Source organism: Pseudomonas sp. O230, from assembly GCF_045447035.1.
Lineage (GTDB): Bacteria > Pseudomonadota > Gammaproteobacteria > Pseudomonadales > Pseudomonadaceae > Aquipseudomonas.
In genome coordinates this window covers 176,247-202,392 of sequence record NZ_JBJGXN010000006.1, presented here as the reverse complement: position 1 = coordinate 202,392, position 26,146 = coordinate 176,247, and the positions used below count along the sequence as shown (strand labels likewise).

24 protein-coding genes and 2 pseudogenes are annotated in these 26,146 nt (G+C 55.0%); 18 read left to right on the top strand and 8 right to left on the bottom strand.

Annotation, left to right across the window (positions count from 1 at the left end; translation table 11 throughout):
* Positions 1-89 precede the first annotated feature (89 nt).
* A pseudogene (locus ACI77H_RS14515) lies at positions 90-356 on the top strand (transposase); the annotation flags it as partial.
* 88 nt (positions 357-444) lie between these two features.
* Here ACI77H_RS14515 and ACI77H_RS14510 read toward each other — a convergent pair.
* Complete coding sequence (locus ACI77H_RS14510) at positions 445-1,341, bottom strand: hypothetical protein (RefSeq protein ID WP_407012492.1); 897 nt, start codon at positions 1,339-1,341, stop codon at positions 445-447.
* A 224-nt stretch (positions 1,342-1,565) separates the two neighbouring features.
* Between ACI77H_RS14510 and ACI77H_RS14505 the strand changes: the two genes are divergently transcribed.
* On the top strand, positions 1,566-2,027 hold the full coding sequence (locus tag ACI77H_RS14505; RefSeq protein ID WP_407012491.1) for an antitoxin Xre/MbcA/ParS toxin-binding domain-containing protein: 462 nt from the start codon (positions 1,566-1,568) through the stop codon (positions 2,025-2,027).
* Positions 2,028-2,043: 16 nt separating this feature from the next.
* Here ACI77H_RS14505 and ACI77H_RS14500 read toward each other — a convergent pair whose 3' ends face one another.
* The 7 genes from ACI77H_RS14500 to ACI77H_RS14470 all read right to left on the bottom strand — a co-directional run bounded on the left by ACI77H_RS14500 (position 2,044) and on the right by ACI77H_RS14470 (position 11,330).
* Complete coding sequence (locus ACI77H_RS14500; protein WP_407012490.1) at positions 2,044-2,448, bottom strand: hypothetical protein; 405 nt, start codon at positions 2,446-2,448, stop codon at positions 2,044-2,046.
* Entirely contained in the window at positions 2,448-2,657 is a 210-nt protein-coding gene (locus ACI77H_RS14495; protein WP_407012489.1) for an AbrB/MazE/SpoVT family DNA-binding domain-containing protein, read from the bottom strand. Before ACI77H_RS14495 ends, ACI77H_RS14500 begins: the two co-directional genes overlap by 1 nt.
* A 938-nt stretch (positions 2,658-3,595) precedes the next feature.
* Complete coding sequence (locus ACI77H_RS14490; protein ID WP_407012488.1) at positions 3,596-4,807, bottom strand: hypothetical protein; 1,212 nt, start codon at positions 4,805-4,807, stop codon at positions 3,596-3,598.
* A 112-nt stretch (positions 4,808-4,919) separates the two neighbouring features.
* Positions 4,920-5,900: a hypothetical protein gene (locus ACI77H_RS14485; RefSeq protein ID WP_407012487.1), complete on the bottom strand. Its 981-nt coding sequence runs from the start codon at positions 5,898-5,900 to the stop codon at positions 4,920-4,922.
* Positions 5,897-8,155, bottom strand: coding sequence for a tyrosine-type recombinase/integrase (locus tag ACI77H_RS14480; protein WP_407012486.1), 2,259 nt, complete (start codon positions 8,153-8,155; stop codon positions 5,897-5,899). The genes ACI77H_RS14485 and ACI77H_RS14480 overlap by 4 nt, the downstream gene beginning before the upstream one ends.
* A complete protein-coding gene (locus tag ACI77H_RS14475; protein WP_407012485.1) occupies positions 8,152-10,398 on the bottom strand; it encodes a hypothetical protein in 2,247 nt (748 codons plus the stop codon). Before ACI77H_RS14475 ends, ACI77H_RS14480 begins: the two co-directional genes overlap by 4 nt.
* Before the next feature lie 14 nt (positions 10,399-10,412).
* Positions 10,413-11,330 carry a deoxynucleotide monophosphate kinase gene (locus ACI77H_RS14470; protein ID WP_407012484.1) on the bottom strand — a complete coding sequence of 306 codons (918 nt, stop codon included), beginning with the start codon at positions 11,328-11,330 and terminating at the stop codon, positions 10,413-10,415.
* Positions 11,331-11,448: 118 nt separating this feature from the next.
* Between ACI77H_RS14470 and ACI77H_RS14465 the strand changes: the two are divergent.
* From ACI77H_RS14465 to ACI77H_RS14390, 16 genes and pseudogenes are all read left to right on the top strand, one after another.
* Positions 11,449-11,787, top strand: a pseudogene (locus ACI77H_RS14465) (dTMP kinase); the annotation flags it as partial.
* The gene (locus tag ACI77H_RS14460; RefSeq protein WP_407012483.1) at positions 11,780-12,766 is read left to right on the top strand and encodes a DNA polymerase III subunit delta'; all 987 of its coding nucleotides are present in this window, start codon (positions 11,780-11,782) and stop codon (positions 12,764-12,766) included. The pseudogene ACI77H_RS14465 and the gene ACI77H_RS14460, both read left to right, overlap by 8 nt.
* A gap of 42 nt (positions 12,767-12,808) precedes the next feature.
* Entirely contained in the window at positions 12,809-13,165 is a 357-nt protein-coding gene (locus tag ACI77H_RS14455) for a PilZ domain-containing protein (RefSeq protein ID WP_407012482.1), read from the top strand.
* 15 nt (positions 13,166-13,180) lie between these two features.
* Positions 13,181-13,966, top strand: a complete 786-nt coding sequence (locus ACI77H_RS14450; protein WP_407012481.1) for a TatD family hydrolase — start codon at positions 13,181-13,183, stop codon at positions 13,964-13,966.
* A 343-nt stretch (positions 13,967-14,309) separates the two neighbouring features.
* The gene (locus tag ACI77H_RS14445) at positions 14,310-14,951 is read left to right on the top strand and encodes a TetR/AcrR family transcriptional regulator (protein ID WP_150631723.1); all 642 of its coding nucleotides are present in this window, start codon (positions 14,310-14,312) and stop codon (positions 14,949-14,951) included.
* A gap of 138 nt (positions 14,952-15,089) precedes the next feature.
* Positions 15,090-16,058, top strand: coding sequence for a GTP 3',8-cyclase MoaA (locus ACI77H_RS14440; RefSeq protein ID WP_407012480.1), 969 nt, complete (start codon positions 15,090-15,092; stop codon positions 16,056-16,058).
* A gap of 173 nt (positions 16,059-16,231) precedes the next feature.
* The gene (locus ACI77H_RS14435) at positions 16,232-16,840 is read left to right on the top strand and encodes a DUF4823 domain-containing protein (protein ID WP_407012479.1); all 609 of its coding nucleotides are present in this window, start codon (positions 16,232-16,234) and stop codon (positions 16,838-16,840) included.
* A gap of 16 nt (positions 16,841-16,856) precedes the next feature.
* Entirely contained in the window at positions 16,857-17,417 is a 561-nt protein-coding gene (locus ACI77H_RS14430) for a DUF1285 domain-containing protein (RefSeq protein WP_407012478.1), read from the top strand.
* A 209-nt stretch (positions 17,418-17,626) separates the two neighbouring features.
* Entirely contained in the window at positions 17,627-18,343 is a 717-nt protein-coding gene (locus ACI77H_RS14425; protein WP_407012477.1) for a FadR/GntR family transcriptional regulator, read from the top strand.
* Between the two features lie 129 nt (positions 18,344-18,472).
* Positions 18,473-19,348 (top strand): SMP-30/gluconolactonase/LRE family protein, encoded by an 876-nt coding sequence (locus tag ACI77H_RS14420; protein WP_407012476.1) that lies wholly within the window; start codon positions 18,473-18,475, stop codon positions 19,346-19,348.
* Between the two features lie 197 nt (positions 19,349-19,545).
* Positions 19,546-20,364 carry an SDR family oxidoreductase gene (locus ACI77H_RS14415; protein ID WP_407012475.1) on the top strand — a complete coding sequence of 273 codons (819 nt, stop codon included), beginning with the start codon at positions 19,546-19,548 and terminating at the stop codon, positions 20,362-20,364.
* A 125-nt stretch (positions 20,365-20,489) separates the two neighbouring features.
* Positions 20,490-21,494: a substrate-binding domain-containing protein gene (locus ACI77H_RS14410; RefSeq protein WP_407012474.1), complete on the top strand. Its 1,005-nt coding sequence runs from the start codon at positions 20,490-20,492 to the stop codon at positions 21,492-21,494.
* A 64-nt stretch (positions 21,495-21,558) separates the two neighbouring features.
* The gene (araG, locus tag ACI77H_RS14405) at positions 21,559-23,103 is read left to right on the top strand and encodes an L-arabinose ABC transporter ATP-binding protein AraG (RefSeq protein WP_407012473.1); all 1,545 of its coding nucleotides are present in this window, start codon (positions 21,559-21,561) and stop codon (positions 23,101-23,103) included.
* A 12-nt stretch (positions 23,104-23,115) separates the two neighbouring features.
* Positions 23,116-24,084, top strand: a complete 969-nt coding sequence (gene araH, locus ACI77H_RS14400; protein WP_407012472.1) for an L-arabinose ABC transporter permease AraH — start codon at positions 23,116-23,118, stop codon at positions 24,082-24,084.
* Between the two features lie 194 nt (positions 24,085-24,278).
* Positions 24,279-24,992, top strand: a complete 714-nt coding sequence (locus ACI77H_RS14395) for a GntR family transcriptional regulator (protein WP_407012471.1) — start codon at positions 24,279-24,281, stop codon at positions 24,990-24,992.
* Complete coding sequence (locus ACI77H_RS14390) at positions 24,989-25,987, top strand: ADP-ribosylglycohydrolase family protein (protein WP_407012470.1); 999 nt, start codon at positions 24,989-24,991, stop codon at positions 25,985-25,987. Before ACI77H_RS14395 ends, ACI77H_RS14390 begins: the two co-directional genes overlap by 4 nt.
* The last annotated feature ends 159 nt before the right edge of the window (positions 25,988-26,146 follow it).

Genomic DNA, 26,146 nt, shown 5'->3' with positions numbered 1-26,146 from the left:
TGCGAGAGGGCCGCTCGGCGCGCACTGCTCGTCGCTGACCTTTCCGGATTGAATGCTTGGGTTTTGCCTCAGCAATTGAGGCAGCAACCGGTGGCCGTGCCAGCGAAAAGCTCGACTACACGCCTGGTGTGTCCGTCGAACGGCATATCCGTGGGAAATGGGTCTGCGAGCAATGCGAAACGCTGATCCAGGCACCGGTGCCAGCGCACGTCATCGACAAAGGCATCCCGACGTCGGGCCTGCTGGCGCACGTCATGGTGGCCAAATTCGCCGACCATTTACCGCTGTATCGGCAGGAAAAGATTTTCGGCCGCGCCGGGTTGCCTATCGCCCGTTCGACCTTGGCGCAGTGGGTAGATGCGCAAAAAACCAAGAGACAAATCACCAGACATTCAACACATCGACCGCATCAACAACCCAAAAAACGATCGACCCTTCGGGCTTCTAGCCCGGCTTGATTTCGCTTTCTGCTAAAGAGAAATCAGGAAAAATATTCTGCGCAAACCAGGTCGGTAAGCGCACCCGCAGCGTATGGGAATTAGGTGTTGAACTCACCACCAGGCCAACATTAACCAGCTTGCTGAGCTGATCACATGCTTCGCTAGGCTGAAGTCCGGTAAAGGTTTCAAACTCGGTACGCGGTAGTGCGCCCTGAATCAGCAGTGCAAGGATTGCCGGCCCTGTTTGCGAACTGATTCCCGCCTCTATTAACTGCGAGTCCGTTCTAAAGCCATGCATCACAGCTTCCCGAAGCCCATGGCGATTCAGCGCAGTAGTCACGTAATCCACTTCTCCAAGGCAAACCTCGAGCATGAATTCAATAAAGCTGAGAGTGGATTTACCTGACGGTTGGACACCACCAGTAGGCTCGCTCACTTGCGTTCGATCAATCGGAGCAAAAGCGTAATATTCCTCGTGCCTAAGGGCCAAGCCCCGAGCAAGCGACCACAGGTGGGGATGCAACCCCAGGTGAGCCAAATGCTGGTGAATGACGACTCTCGCAACAGCCCCGTTAGCCTCGGGAGACGCTTGAGTTTGGAGAAGGTGAAAGTGGTGGACTAGCGCTGCAACGATACGTCGACGAAGCTCAGGAATCTTTTGAAGCGTGGACTGCTGGTTCGCTGAGTTCTGTGCATTCTTCAGCACTTCGGGCTCTGTGAGGTGCCCGTCGATGATCCTGGAATAATGGGCGTCAGAGTCCATCAATAGCTTGCTCACACACGCTGCGGTTTCAGGCGCGATCATGCCGGCCAGGTAAGCTGTCTTCGTTACAAGCAAGTCTGCGCTCGCCAGTATTGACGGAGAAATCGAGTCGGGGAGGGCCAGGCTTGAGACATTCATGGCGCTGACACTATCCGTGCTTGGAGCGCTTGTCATGCAACAAGTGTAGATTTCGAAACGAGCGAAGCAGTGCATGTCATTTCGTGGAAATCACGAAAGCTCACAGGCTAGGATGAACTCACTATCTATATCACGTCTTCTTGGTCTGATAGATCCTGTGCTGCAGGCAATGAAGAAGTCGCTGGTTCCGGCCTCCCGGCCCGGCTTGCTGGTAGGTTTTTTAGATGGAGGTGAAAGTGCTGTTATCGATCAAGGAGTATCAGCCTGGGCCATCAATCCCTAAGAGCATTTGGATGACCCTTGGGTTGCCGTCACGCGGCACCGGCCTTCATGACCTGGTTCACGAAGGGCTGCCTTTCGGATGCCTCGAACGGATAGCGAGCGTTCTGCAGATGCAGCGAGGGGATATCACCAAGGCTATTTGTGTATCTCCCTCAACGATGGCCCGTAGGGCGAAAGCAGGGCGGTTCAACACAATAGAAAGCGACCGCTTTGTCGCATTGATCACTGTTTATGAGCACGCCTTGACCCTGTTCGAAAACGATGTCGCCGCTGCAGCGAAATGGATGAGTACGCCGGTGCGTGGACTTGGTTCGAAGCGTCCTCTGGACATGATGAGGACGAGGGCGGAAACGGAGGCCGTTATCGACCTTATCGGTCGACTGGAGAGGGCGGTACTTGTATGAGATGTCAGGCCAGGGCTTAACGCATCTCTCTGTGTGCTGCGAGATGCTGCATCTGCTGATCCCATAGCCGTAAAAATCGGCGCCAATCTCCCGCATAACTGCCTTCTCGTAAACGGGTCGACCCAGTACTCGCTTCTTCGAAACGAGTCTTCCACGGTTCTGGTATGTGCTCGTCAAGCACGACTACAAAGTGGGATCCGCTGACTCCCACGATTTCGGTTTCTGGAACGCATTCTCGTAGCTGATCAACCGACATGGCGACTGCATCGCCAATTGGGTCATCTCGATCTTGGCGCTCAATTTCATCAAGAATCGCAAGGTACTGAATCGCCCGATCAGATCCAGGTTGCAGTCTTCCTAAATCCCAAATGGCGTAGCGTCCTTTGCGTTCGCGTTGCCAGAGACGATTCGCGTCAGTCATCATTTTTGTCCGCTGTTCCAGGCCCCAGTGAGTTCGTCTATTCGATTCGCGATTTGAGGCGTTTTTGATATGACTAGGCAGCTCGTGTTGCCGACAAATTCTTCTATCAGGTACACGGCGTCGCCGACATCCAGTTCCAATTCCTGCAATGCTTCATCGGGAATTCGAATCGCACCGTCACCATCCCATTCTTCGATGATGATTTTCATAGGTGGTTTTCTCACGAGTGGTCTTCGTTGCTTTTGAGCGGGCAATGGTAACGCGCTTTTGCGTGCAGGCTTAGAGCGCAGCGAGCAAACGTAAGAGCTGTTCACGCTCCCGTACAATCAATATGTCGACAGGAGCAGCTCTGTCACGCGGCCAAAGTTCGAATTGGAGAGTTAATATTGAAGACATAAACTCCCTAACTTCGTTACACATTGCACTGAACGCACGCATTCTCACCTTTGATTTCAAGGCGCCAACGAAATCTCTTAGGTCTACCTGAAAGATGGGCTGAGACGGCTACCGACGTAGCCAGCCGTATCATTGGGTGACAGCCTGAGCCGCGCAAAGTGACTTGGCGGATGCTCACAACGCTTTAATGGATGTCACCATCTGATCATAGATCGGGAGTTGGGCGTATTCTGGCTCAACGCGCGCTCCATGAAAAGTCGTCATTTTGGGCCGAAGAGGCCCGGCTCGCTTTACGTGCCGCCAGATATCTCAGAACATGGATGGGCTGTTCAACTCTTTAGGTGCCCCATGGCTACCGCAACTATCACCGCGTCGTGATGGCAGTAAAAGCCTAATGCCTTGTAAAGTACCCCGCATGCAACGGCAAGTTCGACTGGCTGTTGGTCTGGCTAATCTCATTGCATTTTCTTGGCTGACCTTTTAAAGATGCGCTGGGTTCAGATCGTCTGGGTAGACTGGAGTGTGCATAGCCGTTCTCGAGTAGCATCAGGGTATCGACTGCCCACTGACTACTTCGAAATGTGTGGCGAGGAGGTGTGACGCAACCTCAGACATTCGCCAATGTGAAGCGGCCGCTCGAACTGAGTAATCCGAAGAGAACAAAGGCATCATGCCGTCTGTCATCTTTCAGAGATCCTCGAGCAGTCGACACTTTTAATAACAGACTGGAGCCAGCATAAGATTCCGTTACCTATTCAGCTTCATCATCATTTACTCCATCAGGAGGCTGAATAGACATCTTACCGAACTCTTCGATCTGCCGATGGATGTTGAATTCCTCAGTGATGATGTCGTTCAGTCGACCTTGCTGGGTTATCACCAGTACCCGAGCAAAATCTAGGTAGTGCTTGTAGGTCGTCCTAATATCACCATGCCCCATCTGATTGACCAGCACCTGCGCGAATGCCGCATCTAAAACATCGGAAATTGGATTGAGCAAATCCTTTCCTCGGTGTTGGATCATCATCATAGTCGGCCACCAGTGACGCGCCTGATAAAAATTGTTCGTCGTACGGAACGACTGATCCTGCTTGTGTGCAAGCTCCACCGCATATGTTGTTGCGTCTGAGATCATCTTCTCGGTCACAGGCACCCCTGCTTTTGTAAGAAACAGAACATCCGGAGGGCAAGGACGACCGTATTTTTCCTTAAATTTCCTCTTGCGGGCTGGATATTCCTTCTCGGTGTAGGTCTTATAAATGTCGGACAGTGCATACGCCGGGATGTGGATAGTACGAGGCTTACTTCCCTTCCCCACCAGTGTGTATTCAAACTTTTTTTGCTCCTTGGGCATGGAGTCATACGGCATGATGTGTCGATTAGGGCCCTTACCCGCATAGGGGAATTCGCAAAGCTCCATAGGCCTGAGGGCAGTTGCCAGCTCAAAGCAGAAAAGGGTCGCGTAAACGTTATCCGGATAGGATGTAATTAGAAGCTTGATCTCATCGTCTGTAATCAAACTTTTGTGCCTTTTTTGCCTGTGCTGCCTGTCTAAAACACGGATCGGATCAACGTCAAGTACGATTTTGGCCCGTTTCTTTACATAGTTCAAAAGGGATTCGCTCTTAAAGTTAGCGATCCAGTTTTTGTAGGAAACGTTAACGAGTGTGGAAAATTCATGTTTCTTCAGCCACGCAAAATAGGTGTACACAATAGTTGCATCTTCAAGAATGGTGGCTGAGTGAGGCTTCGTACTGTTAGCACTTACCCTTTTAATTTTTCTCGCAATCTGCCACTTCTTGATATCAACATTGGAAACAATGGCGTGATAATCGCCTAGGTCAGTGCTTTTAAACTTGTTCTGCGTAGAGAGGAAGCGATAAAACGCAGCGATCACGGTGGCATAGCGTTTAGAAGTTTGTTCGGAGGAGCGGGTCACCGAGTGCAGGTAGTAATTGACCATACTAATCAAAAAAATCTTCGAATTTAGGTGGGCAGCGAGAACGTAATGCGTAACCTCTGTGCTGAGTATCGAACTTACGTACGTCATGCGCTGTATCTTAATTTTTAGCATATCACTCGGCCCTGAATACTTGGATACCGTCAAAACCCCAGTCAATCTGAGGGATGCGAGCTTTAGACGCTTCTTCAAATTCTTGAGCAGGAACCTCTCTAAAATTAAATTTCTGGAAAGCAGCCGCAGAAGCCAGGGATTTCGAGAACGGAATGTGCAACGTAACGGAGGCGAATGCTGTTAATTTACGGAGCAGTTCTTTAAGTTCAGCTTGGGCGTAAACCGGTGCCTGAATTGCGACTATGAGCATGTCTTCTTTTTCTGGAAGCTCGCTGCAGAAGATTTTGAAAGCTGAAATATAACGCTCCTGAAAAATATGGATTTCTATTTGTTCAGGGGCTGGAAACTTTTTAAGGGTTTTGATATGGGTATCTAACTGCTTATCCTTGGCGTCTTCAAATGCATCATAATCATTACTTTTCAAGCCTGTATCAGAAAAGTTTATAGTCAGCGCCAAGAAATTTTTTGCGTTTTTGATTAGGCGCGTGGCAGGGCTGCTGCTTGATATTTGATGGGCTGCGAGATCGGTCGTTAGTCTCGTATTTTCTACCTGCGCTACCATCAATTGACGCTTGAGCATTTCATTATGTTTACTCTGGTTCTCAAGTGTGGCAGTCATCCCTTTGGCTTCGAACATCATCAGGTCGCTGTTCATTAGCGTAGTTAGATGCCTGCTTACGGCAGACTCGATGTCTTTCGGATGCTGAATTTTCATTGCTTTAATTTCAGCCCGCATTTGATCTAGATCGTGTTCACGTCGTGCAAGAAGGTCTTGAGTAGCTCCATTGTCACCGGCTAGCAGAGGCGCAATCGATTGACCTTGGCTGTAGGGCTTGAGATCGTTGTAAAAACGGTTGAAAGCTTGACGCGTGATGCCGGCGCGCTCCGATAGAACGCCAATCTGGATTTTCGTCAGCCCATGTTCCAGCTGATGCTCCTTGATGAGGTAGATCAGCCGATTCCGAGTATCCTGGCTACTCATAAATGAACCTCTATGACCGGGATTAATTCAGCTTGCTGGCTGAGTTTGTTGAGATGGTTAGTGTTGGACGAAATCTTTACAAGTATTGCCTTTCTGGATTTCTCACTAAGGGAATTACCGCCTTTCTCAAGGATATTCGTATAAAATTTAATGTTGTCTTCCATGGCACGTTGGGCCTTTTGGACGATCACCGCGTGCTCACAACTTGGGTCACAGCTTGATGGGTTTGGTGGAAGCCCTTGTACATTGCCTTTTCGATGTAAAAGGCAAGGGGGTAGGTTCGGCGAAGAATAGGTTTGCGTACTAACACAAAAGCTACCAACAGCCGTTCGATGGATAAACAAAGGCTGGCCAGATGACAACAGATGCGTTACATAAGTAAGAATGGTGAGTCTTAAATGCCTTCCTTCAAATGCGCCTTTATTAGCATTGATGCGTTCAAGCAGGCGTTCAGCGCCAGGGCCGGAGGAAGTGCCTGTCTGAATCGCAGTAATCAAGTCAGCAAATTCTGCGGCATAATTCTGCTCGATTGCTGTTGCCACCGTACGGACAAGATATGGGTTTCTGCCAATGTACTTGAGGGTCATCGTGTAGCTTTTATGACCAAAAAGTAGCCGAATGATGTCAATGTTACGTTCATTGCGATTGATAAGGATCTCTGCAATGGTCTTCCGGAAGCGATGAACATGAATCCGATCGACACCCGTGTGCAGTTCGATCTGGCTGATGATTTTTCCTATCGACTTCACAGTGGTTGACTGTTTCGGGTGGGAGCGGCCGAATGATCTCCCTGACCGGAAGACGTAAGGGTTATCTTGAGAAGTCGTTATAGCTCGAAGGTTTTTAAGTCCTAGGATGCTCAGGGCAAGGAAACGGGGCAGGGGCAGCTCATCTACCTCACCGAAGTTGGGATCTTTTGCCGTCTTGTAGCGAGTCACACGCAACACATAATCTTCAAGGGAGTCGGGATCCGCATAAACATCATCAAATTTGACCATGCGAATTTCACTGGCGCGCAGGCCCGTGAGAATTCCTATTAGAATAAAAACGGCATTCCTTACGTGATCTACTCCATCGGCATAGGACTTCGCCCACCAATATGAGACGCTCCGCTCTGGACGGCCGTTCCGTAGTACGGTTTCATCTTTGCACGTCGTTTTCATGACGGTGCGGCCTTCGATCTCGATATTTAATTCTTGCTCGATTAACGAATCAGTCTTCCCTCGGGAGACACACTTCTTATGATAAGTTTCCAACCTGTTTTCGATAATGAATGCATTAGCTCGCAAGAGACACGGCAGCGCTTTTTCTGTCCAAAAGCACGCATAGTCGAGGAGCTTGCCTAGCTCTGACTCGGTATAAGGTATCCAGCTTGAAAGCCTTCCGGTAAACGCATGCGCGACTTGCTTTCGACGCTCAGTTGTATTGATGCACTCTAAGCCTACGCCGAGGTGCAGGTCTTTAGGGAGGAGGTTTTGAGAGCTCAGCGTGCTCCATGTCTTTAAGATTCTGAAAAGTTCGGAAAACTTTTGCCAGCCTTCATCTTTCAGCTTGTCAAGCGACGCATCAAGCATTCTGCTATTGATAATTTGAAGCGATTCTGGATCGCCGCTAAGAAAGTTTGGCTCTAGCACATAACGTGAAAGTAACGAAAATGCGTTAATGTTAGTTTTAGAGGTGTTGTAACTTCTAGTGTTATGGAAAGGTGAATTCTCGGGCAAAAAATACCATGCTAGTGCCTTTTTAAGTGCTGCTCGGTGCTCGTTGGGCTGATTGAATAAAATTTTAGTTGCAATGCCCCATTCGTCTTTGAAAAGCACCCAAATGTTTTCGCAGTAGAGTGAGTAAGCGGAGACGGGGAAATTGCCTCCCGGGTCGTGTCGAAGCCGCTCTGCAAGAGTATCATTGATAGGAGTGTCGAATTTCTCACTGTCTTTTAGGAGCTCTTCGAGTGCTAGTTGGGCTTCAAGTTCATCATCTTCGAAGTAATCAATTTCGTTGTCGCTGTCATCTATTGCATCATCATCGAAGTGCTCTTCAACGTCCCTAGCGGTCACGAGCTGATCCTCTGGTGCGTTCAGTGAACATTCAGGTGTTGCTCCATGACCTGACATAATATGCCCCGTCGATCCAGCGGATCCGTCTACTGTTTGGTGATCTACATTGGGACTCATTGCAGAAATCGACTTTTCGCCATTCCGAGCTTGTCTTAATGGTAAGTGTTTGGCATCAAAGTCCTTCGGAGGATGATTCATTGCATGTCCTCCTCTTCAAAAATAACTTGCAGGATTTCAAGGTCGCGGGGCAGCAGAGGGGAGTTACGCCGTTGGTACCTAGAGGCCTCTCTTATTAGCTCTGGATCATCCCAGTTGTCCAAGATAGAGTTGATGATTGTGAGTTCCGTGCTGAAGGTGTTGCTATAGTCCGACTCACCTTCTTGCGGGTCGTCCAAAATTTCCTCCAGGTGGATCTGGCGCTGGATGAGGAATGGAGCGGAGTCATCGAAGATATTGCACTGCTTACAATGCAGACAGTTCCTGATGCTGTAACAGCGCTCGCCAGGTTTCACATAATTTCGTGCTCCAGGCCACGTTGGGTTACGTTGATTCATGCAAGCCCAAAGTGCCTTCTCCATGCCTGGAATATGAAAAACCTTCATAGGTAGGTCTACTGCCTTGACTTCAGCGTATCCGAGCAATCCCTGATATTGACCTTGACGGAATAGATCCAAGAGCGTTTCCAGCTCCGACCGTAGCCGCTGCTTAGCCGCCCTCAAGGCTTCTGGGGAGCTGGTGTAGTGCTCATCTGTTACCAATAGATCCGCGTGCCCCATTTGGAGCGCGAGCAGGCCCAGGCTCGCCCCGTGCGCCTGCTGTTGCTGATACGCCCAGGTAGCTCTCAACCGTTTAGTTAGTTGAGAGGTCTTGATTAAACGTTCGCCTCGCTCATAGATGGGATATTCACGCAAAAATTCAGTCACGCCTTGGTTAAACGCTTTGCTGTAAGCAATCGATGTATGCCTTCCACCTCTCATTCCCCAGTTTTTCTTTTCCTTAATGCAAAGAAATAACTGGTTAAGCTCATCCTCGTCCATAATGAAGGGGATGGCATCAAATGCCAATCCAGCTAATGGCTTTGACAACTCGTTCGCAAGCTTCACAAGATTGTAGCTGGAGTATGCATCGACTTTGCTGCTGACCGCGATGATCTCCTTTGGGGCATAAAATGGCTTGCCGATCCCTTGCGAACGGTTTTTTTCTGACTGAATGACAGCTACCGCTTCTTTCACCGCACCTGTTAATGGGTGTTCAAGATTCGAAAAATCAATGGCAAGGACTGTTTCCTTGTTCCAGTTAGATTGCAGCATGATGAACATGACTATACAAGCCATGTCAACGATAGACGGATAGTACATTCGAAGAAATTCGTCAGTGTTGCTGACTTGGATAGGATACTTCTTATGGCGAAAATGCGTAAGGCGAAGCAGTATAACGTCAACAATGTTTTCGCATGTTTTTAAGGACATATTGGCTTCAAAGGTATATCTTGAAGCTAACTCTTCCTTCGATATATACATTGGGAAGCCGTGATCAAGGAATGTCTTAATCAGTCTCGCTGGGTCTGGGTTCCAATGGTGGAATAATCTAGATTGGAAATGATCCTTTGGATTTTCAACAATGTATTTCGAGCCTTCGGCTTCGTAGATCTTCATGATCTTCGAGCGGATCTGCTTTCCTTGAAGGAGACCCTGGAGTTCTTCATCATTGCTAGCCTTGATGCGCCATCTAATTGGCAAGTTCAGAAGCGGCAGCTCGTTATCAAGGCGCATTTGTACCCATTCGAAAAACTCAGCTCGCGAGTATTTTTTGTAAACGGGAGCGAGAACCTCTTCCATTGTGTAGGGTTCAGCGGACTCGACACGTTTGCGAAACTCAATTTTTTCGTACAGTTTATCCACATGCGTTGTAAGTGCGCATTTAACCGCATCATACGTATCGTCTATCAGGGGTCTGGTTACTTTCGGGTTTCGCGCCTCGGTTCGGCCCACTCCCAAATTCAATTGAGGTAAATCAAGTCCCAAATTTCCAGCAGCATGAAGCATTGATCCAAGATTGCTGGCTATCGAGTCTGGATGCCCATTTTCAATGGCCCAACTACGGAATCGAGAAAACAAGCTGTGCGTGATCTGCCCATAATGCCAAAGCTTAAAAGGTTCTGAGCAAGTTTCGTTGTACTCTACAGCGAAATCAAAAAAGATACTAATGCCACCACGAGGCGCCGATGCTACCCCGCGTCTGTGAGTCCTTGCAAAAACAGTCATCACAAGGTGCAGCGCTAGGCAAATATGCTTGTTTTCATCCCAAAAATAGTGCCCCTGATAACTGCACTCAATATTAAAGCCGTCAATGGTTGTAACCAATTCGTACGGGCTTTCAGTAATTGGCTGAAATTGGCCATGAACGCTTCGTGGCTTTATTGGTATCGCTATTTCGCTCATTAGGTTCAGCCGCGTCAGAGGGTAGGTTTAATGGCCTGCCAGGCTGTGTTAACTGCCATTTCGTACTCGTCGAGTGTGCCTATATTGTAAATAGTCAGGTCACCCTCTTTGATAGCAATCCCGCTTTCTGAGGGGTGTGGGTTAACTGCTTCTGCGCTTGGGCGAATTATGTGCCAAATTTCACCGCCGAGTTGACGAATATAATCGGCCTCGTTTTCAAATCGAATATCTTTAATTATAATTAAGGATTTGCCATTAAGGTTCATCTTACTTTTGTAGATGTGTTTTTCTGTGGTGCGTATAAGGTGCTTGGCTAGTTGGTTTTCATCTTTAAGATGAGGTTTAGTGTTTTGAGTGTTATTATGAGGATTCACGTGTGCCTGGTATTGTGCGTCGAAATTAGGAAAGTCCCGAAGAGCCAGTGCCTTGATTTGTTCTACCAGCTCTTCAGGAGTAGCCTTCCACAGCTTGTCCTCAATGTGCTTGGCTTCCTTCAACTGTGAGTCAGACAGACCGAAAATCGCTTGAGTAGCAAGAATGAAGGGGCAGTTGGGATTATTCGGCGTAACCGTTATGTTCGAGGAGAGCGGGGACTCTAAGGAGGCTGGGGCCGTTTCAGATGAGATAACAGGCGGATGGTTGATCTCGCGGTCAGCACGCTTCAACCAATGCAACGGATCACGCTCTCGCATCCACTCAGTGCCTACATGTTGAAAGAGTTGCCTAGGTGACCGGGCCCAAGAGCTAAGAACTCCCTCTTTTGCGTTATCATCCCAAGTCTCTGTTTCCGTGAGGCCGAATAGCGCCTTGCAACCTTCCTTTAAGGGATCTGCCAACGCATAGGTCGCTACCTCTGGGTGGGCCATCAGAAGGGCGGCTGCAGTGTCCTTTCCCGAGCGGGCTTTGGCGGCAAGGCCGAGGATCTTTCTCATCGGTGAATCTCCTGAATGGCCCGGATCCATTGGGTTCTGGCGCTTATCTAGTTAGTTTACATATCAAGGTATTACGAAGTATATCATGATGTTTACATTGCCATCTATTCCGAAACAAGATTCGACCTACGCCTATCAGGGCGGCGGTCGCGGTTTGTCGCTGGAGCGCATCGCGACTCTGGAAAGCTTCGTTCAGGGTGAGTTGCGCCCGGACCTGACGCTGATCTTCGATTTGCCGGTGGAAGTGGGGCTGGCCCGCGCCAGCGCTCGCGGTCGACTGGATCGCTTCGAACTTGAAGGCCGGACGTTTTTCGATGCGGTGCGCAGTGCGTTCCTCAAACGCGCTGAAGCCGATCCGGCGCGATATGTGCTGGTCGATGCGGGTCAATCGCTGGCGCAGGTTCAACAGTCGCTGGACGCCTTGCTGCCGCGTCTGCTGGAGTTGACCCGTGCCTGAAGCCTATCCGTGGCAGGACAGTCTCTGGCAGCAGTTGGCGGGTCGCAAACAACATGCGCACGCCTATCTGCTGCACGGCCCCGCCGGAATCGGCAAGCGAGCGCTTGCCGAGCGCCTGATGGCCAGCCTGTTGTGCCAGCGTCCGACCGCACAGGACGCTTGCGGCGAATGCAAATCCTGCCTGCTGCTCAAAGCCGGCAGCCACCCTGACAACTACATCCTCGAACCGGAAGAAGCCGACAAGGCGATCAAGGTCGATCAGGTCCGTGAACTGGTCAGCTTCGTGGTCCAGACCGCGCAGATGGGCGGGCGCAAAGTGGTGTTGATCGAGCCGGTCGAGTCGATGAACATCAACGCCGCCAACGCCTTGCTCAAAAGCCTTGAAGAGCCGTCCGGCGATACGGTGTTGTTGCTGGTCAGTCACCAGACCAGTCGGCTGTTGCCCACCATCAAAAGCCGCTGCGTGCAGCAAGCCTGTCCACTGCCAAGTGAGGCGATGAGTCTTGCGTGGCTGGCCAAGGCGTTGCCGGACAGCTCGGAAGAAGAACGCGTCGAACTGCTGACCCTGGCCGCCGGCTCGCCGCTGGCCGCGGTCAATTTGCAGGCCCAGGGCGTGCGCGAACAGCGAGCGCTGGTGGTCGACGGTGTGAAGAAATTGCTCAAGCAACAGCAATCGCCGACGCAACTGGCCGAAGGCTGGAACGCGATTCCGCTGTTATTGCTGTTCGACTGGTTCTGCGACTGGTCGAGCCTGATCCTGCGTTATCAGCTGACTCAGGATGAAGACGGGTTGGGATTGGCCGATATGCGCAAGGTGATTCAATACCTGGCGCAGAAAAGTGCTCAGGATAAAGTCCTGAACATCCAGGACTGGATCCTCGCCCAACGCCAGAAAGTCATGAGCAAGGCCAACCTCAATCGGGTCCTGTTGCTGGAAGCATTACTGGTGCAATGGGCGTCATTGCCTACCCAGAAGTGACCGACTGGGCCTATCCTCTGAACATCAGCAGTGGAGGTCAGCATGAATGAAGCCGTCAACCCGGGGCCGCGCAACGGTATTTTGTCCCTGACCATCAAGGACAAGTCCGTGCTCTACGCGGCCTACATGCCATTTATCAACAACGGTGGCCTGTTTATCCCGACCAACAAGAGCTACAAGTTGGGCGATGAGGTCTTCATGCTGCTGAACCTGATGGATGAACTGGAGAAAATTCCGGTCGCCGGCAAGGTCACCTGGATCACCCCCAAAGGCGCGCAAGGCAACCGGGCCGCCGGCGTCGGCGTGCAGTTCAACGACGGCGACAACACCGCGCGCAGTCGAATCGAAACCCACCTGGCCGGAGCCCTGAAGTCCGACCGTCCCACTCATACGATGTAAGTTGCAGCCCTTTTTATGCTCGTAGATTCCCATTGTCACCTTGATCGCCTTGACCTCGCCGCCCACGACGGCTCGCTGGATGCCGCTCTCGATGCGGCCCGCCAGCGCGGGGTTGGGCACTTTCTGTGCATCGGCGTCAGTGTCGACAACGCCGCCGACGTCAAGGCCCTGGCCGAACGTTATGACGATGTCGACTGTTCGGTCGGCGTGCACCCGCTGGACGTGCAGCCGGGCGCTGCGCCAGCGCTGGATTGGCTGCTGCAGGAGCTCAACCACCCGCGAGTGGTGGCGATTGGTGAAACCGGCCTGGATTATCACTACGAGCCTGAAGCGGCGGAGCTGCAGCAAGAATCCTTCCGCCTGCACCTGCAAGCCGCGCAGCAGACCGGCAAACCGGTGATTATTCACACTCGTGGTGCTCGGGCCGACACGCTGAGCCTGCTGCGCGAGGCGGCGTTGCCTCAGGCCGGCGTCCTGCATTGCTTCACCGAAGATTGGGAGATGGCCAAAGCGGCGCTGGACATGGGTTATTACATCTCTTTGTCCGGCATCGTCACTTTTCGCAATGCCGATGCGCTGCGCGACGTGGCCAGTAAAGTGCCTGCCGAGCGATTGCTGGTGGAAACCGATTCGCCGTACCTGGCGCCGATCCCTTATCGCGGTAAGCCGAACCTGCCGCAATATGTGCGGGAAGTGGCAGAGTTCCTGGCGATGTTGCGCGGTGAATCCTACGAGCGATTTGCCGAGCAGACGACGGAGAACTTCAAGCGACTGTTCCCGCTTGCGCATGTGAAAGGTTAAATCGCAGGCAAAAAAAACCCGGGTTCTGGGGGGGGAATCCGGGTTAAGACCATTAGGAGTAAAACAATGGTACGCGGTCCGTTGGTACCAATATCGGCGCGGCACTTGGGGGAGATGCCCCGCCGACAGTTGAAGTATTGATCAGTATTGCGCCGAGTCCAGTTTACCGGCCCAGGTTTTTAAACAATTTTGGAATACGGGCGCTTCGGAAGCGTTCTCATCAACTGGCGACCCGGTGAGAAATCATCAAGAAACACAGATATGGTCGGATGATCCGTGCATTTTGGCGCAAGTTAGGCATAATACGCGGCTTCGAATTTTGACCCCCGACAGACCTTTTCTTATGCATAAAGAACCTCGTAAGGTCCGTGAGTTTCGTCGCCGCGAGCAAGAAATTCTCGATACCGCGCTCAAGCTGTTCCTCGACCAAGGTGAAGACAGTGTCACCGTCGAGATGATTGCTGATGCCGTCGGTATCGGCAAAGGCACGATCTACAAGCACTTCAAATCCAAAGCGGAGATTTATCTGCGCCTGATGCTCGATTACGAGCGCGATTTGAACGAGCTGTTGCATTCGGCCGACGTCGACAAGGACAAGGAAGCACTGTCCCGGGCCTACTTCGAATTCCGCATGCGCGATCCGCAACGTTACCGCTTGTTCGATCGCCTGGAAGAAAAGGTGGTCAAGGGCAACCAGGTGCCGGAGATGATCGAGGAGCTGCACAAGATTCGCGCCTCGAACTTCGAACGCCTGACCCTGCTGATCAAGGGCCGGATCAGCGAAGGCAAGCTCGAAGACGTGCCGCCTTACTTCCATTACTGCGCCTCCTGGGCGCTGGTGCACGGCGCCGTGGCGCTGTACCACTCGCCGTTCTGGAGCAATGTGCTGGAAGATCAGGAAGGCTTTTTCCAGTTCCTGATGGACATCGGCGTACGCATGGGCAACAAGCGCAAGCGCGATACCGACATCCCACCTGGCACCTGAACCATTCAGTAGCCTTATTGCGCCATGATTTTGCTATATGGCGCAGTACCTCCGGAATATACTCAGGCATGGGACTTGCTAAAACTTGATTTGTGAGTCAAGTTTTACGCCGTTCGATTTCCTAGTGCCGGAGTGACCATGATCGTTGACCGTCAAGGCAGGCGTTTCCGCAATCTGCGAATCAGCCTGACTTCAGCCTGCAATTACGCCTGTACCTACTGCGTGCCCAACGGCAAGCGTTTGGTCGCTGCGCAGGATGAATTATCGGCCGACGCCATGGCACGCGGCGTTGCCTATCTGATCGAGGCTGCGGGGATCGAGCGGCTGCGCATCACCGGCGGAGAGCCGCTGGTCAGCCCCAAGCTCGAAGCGTTCATGACCGCCGTCGGGCAGATGGGCCTGCAGGACATCAGCCTGACCACCAATGGTCAATTGCTGGCGAAAAAGCTGCCCCTGCTGGTCGATGCCGGCATTCGTCGCATCAACGTTTCCCTCGATACCCTGGATGCCGGCGCATTCCGCAGTATTGCTCGCGGCGGCGATCTGGCGACGGTGCTTGACGGCATGGATCAGGCCAGCGCCGCAGGCATGAAGATCAAGGTCAACATGGTGCCGTTGCGCGGACAGAACCTCGATCAGGTGATGCCGCTGCTCGATTACTGCCTGGAGCGCGGTTACGAGTTGCGCTTCATCGAGCTGATGCGCATGGGCCACCTGGCCAGCGATTCCAACGCGTTCCTGCAACAGTTCGTCAGCCTTCAGCAACTGCTGAGCCTGATCGGTGATCGTTATGAGTACCTCCAGGCCGATGCGCCGGTTGACGCCACTGCGGTGCGCTACGAGATTCCAGGTCAGGGCTATTTTGGTGTAATTGCCAACGAAAGCGTTCCGTTCTGCCGCACCTGCTCGCGGCTGCGTCTGTCTTCAACCGGGTGGCTGCATGGCTGCCTGTCGTCGAGCAACCGCCACTATGTCGGCGATCTGCTGGACAAACCGCGTCATCAGGCGTTGCCGGCCTTGCAGCGACTCTTGGTGAAAGCCTTGGGTGACAAGCAGGAGGTAGCGTTCTCTGGTGGCGCGACCGTCATGAAAATTATTGGCGGCTGATCGGGCCCCATCGCCGGCAAGCCGGTCTCGCTCCCACAGGTTTTGTGCAAGTCCTGTGGGAGCGAGCCTGTTCGCGATTGCGATCTATGAGGCAGCGACGTTCTTGAGCTGGCGCGGAAGCTGCATCCCATGGCCATTCGCCGGTTTTCCGTCACCGGCCTCTGGAGGGTAGGATGCGTAGCCTGGTTTTGCTGCTGGCCGTTTTGGCGCTTGGTGGCTGCATGAATGTCAGCGATCTGGCTGAAGGGACTCGCTACCACTTGAGCGACGCGGGTTTGCTCGACCACAGCGACAGCCGCCGCGCGAACAACCTGCGCATTCAGCCGGATTCGTTCGTCTATATCGCCCAAGGCGCTTTTGTGCCGCCGGGCAGTGCGGTTTACCCGCGACCTAACGTGATCGCCGAAGTCGCCTTCGACGGCTTTATCGAATACTTCCCGATGGTCCGCCGCGCACGTGCGCCGGAAGGTCTCGACCAGGCCATGGGCGAAGCCCGTGCGGCGGGTGCGCATTACCTGCTTTACACCCGTTTTGCCAAGTCTGACGACCGTATCGGCAACTCGGACGAATGGCTCGACCAGGAAGCCTTGGATCGTCTCGGTATCGACTCCGGAGTGATTCAGATCATGTTGATCGAGACCAGCACCCAGTATTTGATTGATACTGCGCGTATCAAGAGTCGTGGCGGTTTACTGACGTTCCACGACAAAAAGCCAGAAGACCTGATGGGCCCGCCGCTGCAACAATACGCGCGTAGCCTGCTAGGGCTCAGCGACCAGTAATCCCGAGGAGAACGCCATGAGTGGCCCGCAAAAAGCCAACGACCTGTTGGGGCAAATCCCCAAGACCCAAGGCTTGCCACCGGTCCACTTGTGGAACCCCGACTTCTGCGGCGACATCGACATGCGCATCGCCCGCGACGGCACCTGGTATTACCTGGGCACGCCGATCGGGCGCAAGCCGATGGTCAAACTGTTCTCCACCATCATTCGCCGCGACGGCGATGATTATTTCCTCATTACCCCGGTCGAGAAAGTCGGCATCAAGGTCGACGATACACCGTTCGTGGCGATTGCTGTCGACGTGGAAGGCGAGGGTGAGGCTCAAGTCCTGCGCTTCACCACCAACGTCGATGAAACCGCCGAGGCGGGTGCCGAACATGCGATACGCGTGGTGATTGATCCGGTGACACAAGAGCCTGCGCCCTACGTGCATGTGCGCACCAACCTTGAAGCGCTGATTCACCGCAATGTGTTCTACCAACTGGTGGAGTTGGCGGTGACCCGCGAGATCGATGGGCAACGCTGGCTGGGCGTATGGAGCGGCGGCATTTTCTTCCCCATCGGCCTGGAGCCGTAACACATAACCCTGTGGGAGCGGGCTTGCCCGCGAAAGCGGCCTGACAGTCGACGATGATGTTGAATGTTAAGGCCTCTTCGCGAGCAAGCCCGCTCCCACATTTGGGATTGTGAATTCTTTCGAAAAATCAAATTGACACCCAATCGTATGATGATTAGCGTGGGCAACCATTGCGAACGGCGTTGTGCCGTCCCAGCCTCGAGGTGCCCATGTCCAGCAGCTTTCACGCATCGACGGTCGATTGGCTGGGTTGCTGGATTGCGGCGGGCCAGGTAAAGCCCGGCGAAACCCTCAAGGTCGAAGCCGATCTGGGCGAGCAACTCGGGGTCAGTCGCACCGTCATCCGCGAAGCCATCAAAACCCTGGTCGCCAAAGGCATGCTCGAAGTCGGGCCCAAGGTTGGCACGCGGGTGTTGCCGGTGCGGCGCTGGAACCTCTTCGACCCGCAAGTCGTCGGCTGGCTGTCGCGCAGCGGCTTGCCGGAAAACTTCGTCGACGACCTGCTCGACCTGCGTCGCACCATCGAGCCGATGGCCGTGCGCTGGGCCTGCGAACGGGCGAGTGTCGAGCAGGTGCAAGCGGTGCTTCAGGCCTACAACGCGCTGGAACGGGCGGTGGACAGCGGGATCGATTACAACCGCGCCGACCAGTTCTTCCACGAGTGCATCCTCGCGGCCAGCCACAATCAATTCATCGAACAAATGGTCCCGGCCCTTGGCGCACTCCTGGCAGTTTCTTTCGAGGTTTCCGCCGCCGATCCGGACGAATTGCGCCGTACGCTACCGATTCACAAAGACATGGCCGACGCCATCGCCGCCCGCGATGCCGCCCGCGGCGTGTGGGCCTGCATGACCCTGATCGACAACGCTGACCTGGCCATCAAACGTTTCTACCCAAAAGTCATGGCCGACAAAAAAGCCGGCTAAAAACACAGGCCCCTTGTGGGGGCGAGCTTGCTCGCGATGAGGCCGGCATATTCAATATTGATTTCGCCTGACCCACCGCTTTCGCGAGCAGGCTCGCTCCCACATAAAAGCAAAAAGAAAGGAGGTTTCATGGCGTGGCAGGCGGTTACCGGACACCGTGCGCATCTGGGCGAAGGCCCATTCTGGGATGCGCCGACGCAGGCACTCTATTGGGTCGATATCGCCGGCAAACAGGCCCTGCGGCTGATCGGCGCCAACGTGCAGATCTGGCAGATGCCGGAGCACGTATCAGCCTTCATTCCCTGCGAAAGCGGCGACGCGCTGGTGACGTTGAACAGTGGCGTGTATCGGCTCGATCTGGATTCACCCGGCCTTGAGCCACGGCTGACCTTGCTCTGTGTCGCTGATCCGCAACCCGGCAATCGCGGCAATGAAGCCCGTTGCGATGCCCTGGGCCGACTCTGGCTCGGCACCATGCAGAACAACATCGGCGAAAACGGCGAAGACCTGCCCATTGTGCAGCGTTCCGGTGGCTTGTTTCGCATCGACCGCGATGCCCGGGTCACGCCGCTGCTGCGCGGATTGGGCATTCCAAACACGTTGTTGTGGAGCGATGACGCCACCACGCTGTACTTCGCCGACAGCCTGGATGGCACGCTCTACGAGTATTTTATTCGCACCGACGGCGGCCTCGAGCCCGCGCAAGTCTGGTTTGGCCCGCATGAACGTGGCGGCCCCGACGGCTCGGCGATGGATGCCGAGGGTTACCTCTGGAATGCGCGTTGGGACGGCAGTTGCCTGCTCAGGCTGACGCCGGACGGTCATGTCGATCGGGTGCTCGAACTGCCGGTCAGCCGACCCACCAGCTGCGTGTTCGGCGGTGCCGACCTGAAAACCCTCTACATCACCAGCGCCGCGAGCCCGCTCAAGCATCCACTGGACGGCGCGGTGTTGGCTGTTCAGGTCGATGTGCCCGGAAAACCCTGTACGAGATTTGCCGGATAAATCCCTAAATATGGGATGTAAAATTATATATTGAGATTATTTGGCGGTCGGGTTTATAGTCGGCTCCATCAGTTACACGCACTCACACTTAAAAAAACAAAACAGGTGAAGTGATGCAGCGATTTTCCAGAACTTTTTTCGGCCGGACATCGACAGATGCCCGGTTTTTGTCGTGCCTGGAAAAGGGAGTTTGATGCATGGCTGAACGACTCTCCTTGCCGGCGCTGGCCGAACCGCCCAAGGGCAAGCGCCTGAAAGATAAGGTCGTGATGCTGACCGGCGCCGCCCAAGGCATCGGCGAGGCGATCGTCGCTGCCTTCGCCCATCAACAGGCCAAATTGATCATCAGTGATATCCAGACCGAGAAAGTCGAAAAAGTCGCGGCGCGGTGGCGTGATCAAGGCTTCAACGTTCATGCGATCACGGCTGACGTGTCCCGGCAGCAGGATCTCGACGCTATGGCCAATCTGGCGATGGAACGTCACGGCTGCATCGACGTGCTGGTCAACTGCGCCGGCGTCAACGTGTTCCGCGATCCGCTGGAAATGACTGAAGAAGACTGGCGCCGCTGCTTCGCCATTGACCTCGACGGCGCCTGGTTCGGTTGCAAGGCGGTTCTGCCGCAGATGATCGAGCAAGGTATCGGCAGCATCATCAACATCGCCTCGACCCATTCTTCCCACATCATCCCCGGCTGCTTCCCGTACCCGGTGGCCAAGCACGGCTTGCTCGGCCTGACCCGCGCGCTGGGCATCGAATACGCGCCGAAGGGCATTCGCGTCAACGCCATTGCGCCGGGCTACATCGAAACCCAGCTCAACGTCGATTACTGGAACGGTTTTGCCGACCCGCATGCCGAACGCCAGCGGGCTTTCGATCTGCATCCGCCGCGACGCATTGGCCAGCCGATTGAAGTGGCGATGACGGCGGTATTTCTGGCCAGCGATGAGGCGCCGTTTATCAACGCCTCATGCATCACCATCGATGGCGGGCGCTCGGTGATGTACCACGACTGAATAACCGGGCTTTCAGGCGCGGAATTACGCCTGAAAGCCAATCATCATACGATATGACTATTTGCTTCAACGTTTGTACCGGCTTTGAAAAATAACGCTCAAAAAAAATAACAAGGAGTCAGCTTATGAATCGTCGTCGTGGGATCCGTTCCCTGTGCTGTGCCGCTTTGGCGGTCACCGCGGTCAGTCTGAGCAGTACGCTGCTGGCGGCCGAGGAAGTGAAGATCGGTTTTCTGGTCAAGCAGGCTGAAGAGCCCTGGTTCCAGACCGAGTGGGCCTTCGCCGAAAAGGCCGGTAAAGAGAAAGGCTTCACCGTCATCAAGATCGCCGTACCGGACGGCGAGAAAACGCTCTCCGCCATCGACAGCCTGGCGGCCAACGGCGCCAAGGGCTTCGTGATCTGCCCGCCGGACGTGTCCCTCGGCCCGGCGATCATGGCCAAAGCCAAACTCAACGGTTTGAAAGTGATTGCCGTCGATGACCGCTTTGTCGATGCCAGCGGCAAGTTCATGGAAGAGGTTCCGTACCTCGGCATGGCGGCGTTCGAAGTCGGTCAGAAGCAGGGCGCGGCGATGGCCACCGAAGCGAAAAAACGCGGTTGGGACTGGAAAGACACCTACGCGGTCATCAACACCTACAACGAACTCGACACCGGCAAGAAGCGCACCGACGGTTCGGTCAAGGCGCTGGAAGACGCCGGCATGCCGAAAGACCACATCCTGTTCTCGGCCCTTAAAACCCTCGACGTACCGGGCAGCATGGACGCCACCAACTCGGCACTGGTGAAACTGCCGAGTGCGGCAAAAAACCTGATCATCGGCGGCATGAACGACAACACCGTGCTGGGCGGCGTGCGCGCTACCGAGAGCGCCGGGTTTGCCGCAGCCAACGTGATCGGCATCGGCATCAACGGCACCGACGCTATCGGCGAACTGAAAAAGCCCAACAGCGGCTTCTTCGGCTCGATGCTGCCGAGCCCGCACATCGAGGGCTACAACACCGCCAGCATGATGTTCGAGTGGGTCACCACCGGCAAAGAACCAGCGAAATACACGGCGATGGATGACGTAACCCTGATCACCCGCGAGAACTTCAAGCAGGAACTGGAAAAGATCGGCCTGTGGAACTGAGGCGCGGTTGATTTCATCGGTGGCCCCGGCGACGGGGCTGCCTGATCTGTTGATGAGGTGGGTTATGCACGCGCAAGTACAGACACAACACGACAGCGTTGGCGGCAGCCTGCGTTTCAACGGGATCGGCAAGACCTTTCCCGGGGTGAAGGCGCTGGACGGCATCAGCTTCGTCGCCCATCCGGGCCAGGTTCACGCCTTGATGGGCGAGAACGGCGCTGGCAAATCGACCCTGCTGAAAATCCTCGGCGGCGCCTACACGCCGAGCAGTGGCGACCTGCAGATCGGCGAGCGGAGCATGGCATTCAAGTCCACCGCCGACAGCATCGGCAGCGGGGTCGCGGTGATTCATCAGGAGTTGCACCTGGTCCCGGAAATGACCGTGGCGGAAAACCTGTTCCTCGGTCATCTGCCCGCGAGTTTTGGCCTGATCAATCGCGGCGCACTGCGACAGCAAGCATTGGCCTGCCTCAAGGGCCTGGCCGATGAAATCGATCCGCAGGAGAAAGTCGGGCGCCTGTCTCTGGGTCAACGGCAACTGGTGGAAATCGCCAAGGCGTTGTCCCGTGGCGCGCATGTGATCGCATTCGACGAGCCGACCAGCAGCCTCTCGGCGCGCGAGATCGATCGCTTGATGGCGATCATTGGGCGCCTGCGCGACGAAGGCAAAGTGGTGCTCTACGTCTCCCATCGCATGGAAGAAGTGTTCCGTATCTGCAACGCGGTGACGGTGTTCAAGGACGGCCGCTACGTGCGTACCTTCGAGGACATGAGCGAGCTGACTCACGATCAATTGGTCACGTGCATGGTCGGTCGCGACATTCAGGACATCTACGATTACCGCCCGCGCAAGCGCGGTGCGGTGGCGTTGAGGGTCGACGGTTTGCTCGGGCCGGGCTTGCGTGAGCCGGTGAGTTTCGATGCGCACAAAGGCGAGATCCTGGGGCTGTTCGGTCTGGTTGGTGCCGGTCGTACCGAGCTGTTCCGCATACTCAGCGGCCTTGAGCGCAACACCGCCGGGCGCCTGGAATTGCGCGGGCATGAACTGAAACTGCGTTCACCCCGCGATGCGATTGCCGCCGGCATTCTGCTGTGTCCCGAGGACCGCAAGAAGGAGGGCATCATGCCGCTCTCCAGCGTCGCCGAGAACATCAACATCAGCGCGCGCGGCGCTCATTCCACCTTCGGTTGCCTGTTGCGCGGCCTGTGGGAGAAGGGCAACGCCGACAAGCAGATCAAGGCGCTGAAAGTGAAGACGCCCAACGCAGCGCAGAAAATCATGTACCTGTCCGGCGGCAATCAGCAGAAGGCGATTCTCGGCCGTTGGCTGTCGATGCCAATGAAGATCCTGCTGCTTGACGAACCGACTCGCGGCATCGACATCGGTGCCAAAGCCGAGATCTACCAGATCATCCATAACCTCGCTGAAAGCGGCATTGCGGTGATCGTGGTGTCCAGCGACCTGATGGAAGTGATGGGTATTTCCGACCGCATCCTGGTGCTCTGTGAAGGCGCGATGCGCGGCGAACTGTCCCGTGACGAGGCCAACGAATCCAATCTGCTGCAACTGGCTTTGCCGCGCCAACGCGCTGACGGCGTGGCGAACTGAGAGGTGACTATGATGACAAGCCAAAACAACGCTCTGCCCACCCAGCGCAAACCCCTGGACCTGCGGCGCTTCCTTGATGACTGGGTCATGCTGCTCGCAGCGGTCGGGATCTTTGTGCTCTGCACCTTGCTGATCGACAACTTCCTCTCGCCGCTGAACATGCGCGGTTTGGGGCTGGCGATTTCCACCACCGGGATAGCGGCGTGCACCATGTTGTATTGCCTGGCGTCCGGGCATTTCGACTTGTCGGTGGGCTCGGTGATTGCTTGTGCCGGCGTGGTCGCAGCGGTGGTGATGCGCGACACCGACAGTGTGTTTCTCGGCGTGGCGGCGGCGCTGTTCATGGGGCTGATTGTCGGGCTGATCAACGGGATCGTGATCGCCAAGCTGCGGGTCAATGCGCTGATCACCACGCTGGCGACCATGCAGATCGTTCGCGGTCTGGCCTACATTTTTGCCAATGGCAAAGCAGTGGGCGTGTCGCAGGAGTCGTTCTTCGTCTTCGGTAACGGCCAGTTGTTTGGTGTGCCGGTGCCGATTCTGATCACCATCGTTTGCTTCCTGTTTTTCGGCTGGCTGCTGAACTACACCACCTACGGGCGCAACACCATGGCCATCGGCGGCAACCAGGAAGCGGCGTTGCTGGCCGGGGTCAACGTTGACCGGACCAAGATCATCATCTTCGCCGTGCACGGCGTGATCGGTGCATTGGCCGGGGTGATTCTGGCGTCGCGGATGACTTCCGGTCAGCCGATGATCGGTCAGGGTTTCGAGCTCACTGTGATCTCGGCTTGCGTACTGGGCGGCGTGTCGTTGAGCGGCGGGATCGGCATGATCCGGCACGTGATCGCCGGGGTGTTGATTCTGGCGATTATTGAAAATGCGATGAACCTGAAGAATATCGATACGTTTTACCAGTACGTGATTCGCGGTTCGATTTTGCTGCTGGCTGTGGTCATCGACCGTCTCAAGCAACGCTGAGATTTGTGCTGTTTGGGCTGACGTCTTCGCGGGCGATCCCGCTCCCACAGGGTTTTGCATAACCTGTGGGCGCGTGGCTTGCCCACGATGGCGGTGTATCTGATTCACCTTGTTATCAAGAACTCCACATCCTCCCGTCACCTCCCTGAAATATTTCTTGCTCGCCCAACCCAGTTTCGGTTATCAATTTGTACATGATTAGACAGGTACGATTTGACAAGAAACAACGGGTGGTCGACGAGCTCATCCGGCGCATCGAAAGCGGCCTCATGGAGGACGGCTTTCTGTTGCCCGGCGAGCATCAGTTGGCTCAGGAATTCAAAGTCAGCCGCGGCACGCTGCGTGAAGCTCTGGCCGAGTTGAAACGGCGCCACTACATCGCGACGCAAAGCGGTGTCGGTTCCATCGTCACCTTTGACGGTGTGGTGCTCGATCAGCGCAGTGGTTGGGCGCAGGCCCTGGCCGACAGCGGGGCGCTGATCAATACCGAAGTGCTGCGGCTCGAGGCGGTAACCCGTCCTGACCTGCTGCCGCGTTTCGGCACCGACCAGTTCATCACCCTCGACCGCCGCCGCCGTTCCACCGACGGCAAGCTGGTTTCCCTCGAACGCTCATTGATGCCCGCCACCGGAGGCCTGGAAAGCCTGCCGCGTGTCGGCCTGATCGACAACTCCCTGACGATTACCCTGGCCGCGTACGGCTACATCGGCGAGCGTGGCGATCAATGGATCGGCGCCGAACCCTTGAACGCCGAAGACGCCGAGCTGCTGGGTCGTCCGGTCGGTACGGTGTTTCTCAAAGCCTTGCGCACCACCTACGACCGGCAGAACCGCTTCATGGAACAGGTCGAAAGCCTGCTTGATCCCGTGCACTTTCGCCTGCATTTGCAATTTGGAAACCCGCAATGACCGCGCTCAATCGTGCGCTGGGCGCGTTTTTCGGATTGGCGCTGGGCGATGCCCTGGGCATGCCGACCCAATCCCTGAGCCGCGCCGAGATCAAGGCGCGTTTCGGTGAAATCAGCGATCTGCAAGACGCCGGCCCCGATCAACCGATCGCTGCGAACATGCCCAAAGGCTCGATCACCGACGACACCGAACAGGCGATTCTGGTCGGTCAGTTGTTGATCGACGGCGAAGGCAAGATCGAACCTTCGGTGCTGGCGCAGCGGCTGATCGAATGGGAAGCCGCGATGCAGGCCAAGGGTTCACAGGATTTGCTCGGGCCGTCGACCAAACGGGCGATCGAGATGATTCTCGCCGGCCATTCGCCGGAAGAAGCGGGGCGCTACGGCACCACCAATGGCGCGGCGATGCGCATCACGCCGGTCGGGATTTCGGCGGATGTCAGCGATCCCGAGCATTTCATCAACGCCGTGGTCCAGGCCTGTCAGGTCACCCACAACACCACGCTGGGCATTTCCAGCGCCGCGGCGGTGGCGGCAGTGGTCTCGGCGGGCATCAATGGCATGGACCTGGGCCAAGCGTTGAACCTCGGACAGCAAATCGCCCTGCAAGCGGAAAGCCACGGCCACTGGGTTGCGGGCGGACGCATCGCTTCGCGCATCAGTTGGGCGCGGACCATCAGCGTCGACAGTGACAAGGCGTTGCTCGCGGATCTGCTGTACGACGTGATCGGCACCTCGGTGGCGTCACAGGAGTCGGTGGTGGTTTCGTTTGCCCTGGCGCAACAAGTGGCCATCGCTAAGATGAATGCGTTCGAAGCTGTCTGCATGGCCGCAGGTTTAGGCGGTGACACGGACACCATCGCGGCGATTCTGGGGGCCATGCTTGGGGCCTGTCTGGGGCTGGAGAGTTGGCCTGTTGAAATGATCGACAAGGTCAAAGCCGTTAACTCGTTGGAGCTTGAACCGTTGGTGCAGGGGCTGTTGGCTTTGCGTTGACTGGGCTGACGCCATCGCGAGCAAGCTCGCTCCCACAGGAATAGTGCAAACCTCACGGCACACGCCGTAGCTGTGGGAGCGAGCTTGCTCGCGATAGGCGCACCGCTTATTTGAATTTTTCACCCGCAATGGATCGCACGGACTTGGCCAGGACAGCCG

Coding starts and splice junctions, on each gene's coding strand:
- ACI77H_RS14510 (WP_407012492.1), bottom strand. CDS start 1,341: ATGAATGTCTCAAGCCTGGCCCTCCCCGACTCGATTTCTCCGTCAATA.
- ACI77H_RS14505 (WP_407012491.1), top strand. CDS start 1,566: ATGGAGGTGAAAGTGCTGTTATCGATCAAGGAGTATCAGCCTGGGCCA.
- ACI77H_RS14500 (WP_407012490.1), bottom strand. CDS start 2,448: ATGACTGACGCGAATCGTCTCTGGCAACGCGAACGCAAAGGACGCTAC.
- ACI77H_RS14495 (WP_407012489.1), bottom strand. CDS start 2,657: ATGAAAATCATCATCGAAGAATGGGATGGTGACGGTGCGATTCGAATT.
- ACI77H_RS14490 (WP_407012488.1), bottom strand. CDS start 4,807: ATGGTCAATTACTACCTGCACTCGGTGACCCGCTCCTCCGAACAAACT.
- ACI77H_RS14485 (WP_407012487.1), bottom strand. CDS start 5,900: ATGAGTAGCCAGGATACTCGGAATCGGCTGATCTACCTCATCAAGGAG.
- ACI77H_RS14480 (WP_407012486.1), bottom strand. CDS start 8,155: ATGAATCATCCTCCGAAGGACTTTGATGCCAAACACTTACCATTAAGA.
- ACI77H_RS14475 (WP_407012485.1), bottom strand. CDS start 10,398: ATGAGCGAAATAGCGATACCAATAAAGCCACGAAGCGTTCATGGCCAA.
- ACI77H_RS14470 (WP_407012484.1), bottom strand. CDS start 11,330: ATGAGAAAGATCCTCGGCCTTGCCGCCAAAGCCCGCTCGGGAAAGGAC.
- ACI77H_RS14455 (WP_407012482.1), top strand. CDS start 12,809: ATGAATGAAGCCGTCAACCCGGGGCCGCGCAACGGTATTTTGTCCCTG.
- ACI77H_RS14450 (WP_407012481.1), top strand. CDS start 13,181: ATGCTCGTAGATTCCCATTGTCACCTTGATCGCCTTGACCTCGCCGCC.
- ACI77H_RS14445 (WP_150631723.1), top strand. CDS start 14,310: ATGCATAAAGAACCTCGTAAGGTCCGTGAGTTTCGTCGCCGCGAGCAA.
- ACI77H_RS14440 (WP_407012480.1), top strand. CDS start 15,090: ATGATCGTTGACCGTCAAGGCAGGCGTTTCCGCAATCTGCGAATCAGC.
- ACI77H_RS14435 (WP_407012479.1), top strand. CDS start 16,232: ATGCGTAGCCTGGTTTTGCTGCTGGCCGTTTTGGCGCTTGGTGGCTGC.
- ACI77H_RS14430 (WP_407012478.1), top strand. CDS start 16,857: ATGAGTGGCCCGCAAAAAGCCAACGACCTGTTGGGGCAAATCCCCAAG.
- ACI77H_RS14425 (WP_407012477.1), top strand. CDS start 17,627: ATGTCCAGCAGCTTTCACGCATCGACGGTCGATTGGCTGGGTTGCTGG.
- ACI77H_RS14420 (WP_407012476.1), top strand. CDS start 18,473: ATGGCGTGGCAGGCGGTTACCGGACACCGTGCGCATCTGGGCGAAGGC.
- ACI77H_RS14415 (WP_407012475.1), top strand. CDS start 19,546: ATGGCTGAACGACTCTCCTTGCCGGCGCTGGCCGAACCGCCCAAGGGC.
- ACI77H_RS14410 (WP_407012474.1), top strand. CDS start 20,490: ATGAATCGTCGTCGTGGGATCCGTTCCCTGTGCTGTGCCGCTTTGGCG.
- araG (WP_407012473.1), top strand. CDS start 21,559: ATGCACGCGCAAGTACAGACACAACACGACAGCGTTGGCGGCAGCCTG.
- araH (WP_407012472.1), top strand. CDS start 23,116: ATGACAAGCCAAAACAACGCTCTGCCCACCCAGCGCAAACCCCTGGAC.
- ACI77H_RS14395 (WP_407012471.1), top strand. CDS start 24,279: ATGATTAGACAGGTACGATTTGACAAGAAACAACGGGTGGTCGACGAG.
- ACI77H_RS14390 (WP_407012470.1), top strand. CDS start 24,989: ATGACCGCGCTCAATCGTGCGCTGGGCGCGTTTTTCGGATTGGCGCTG.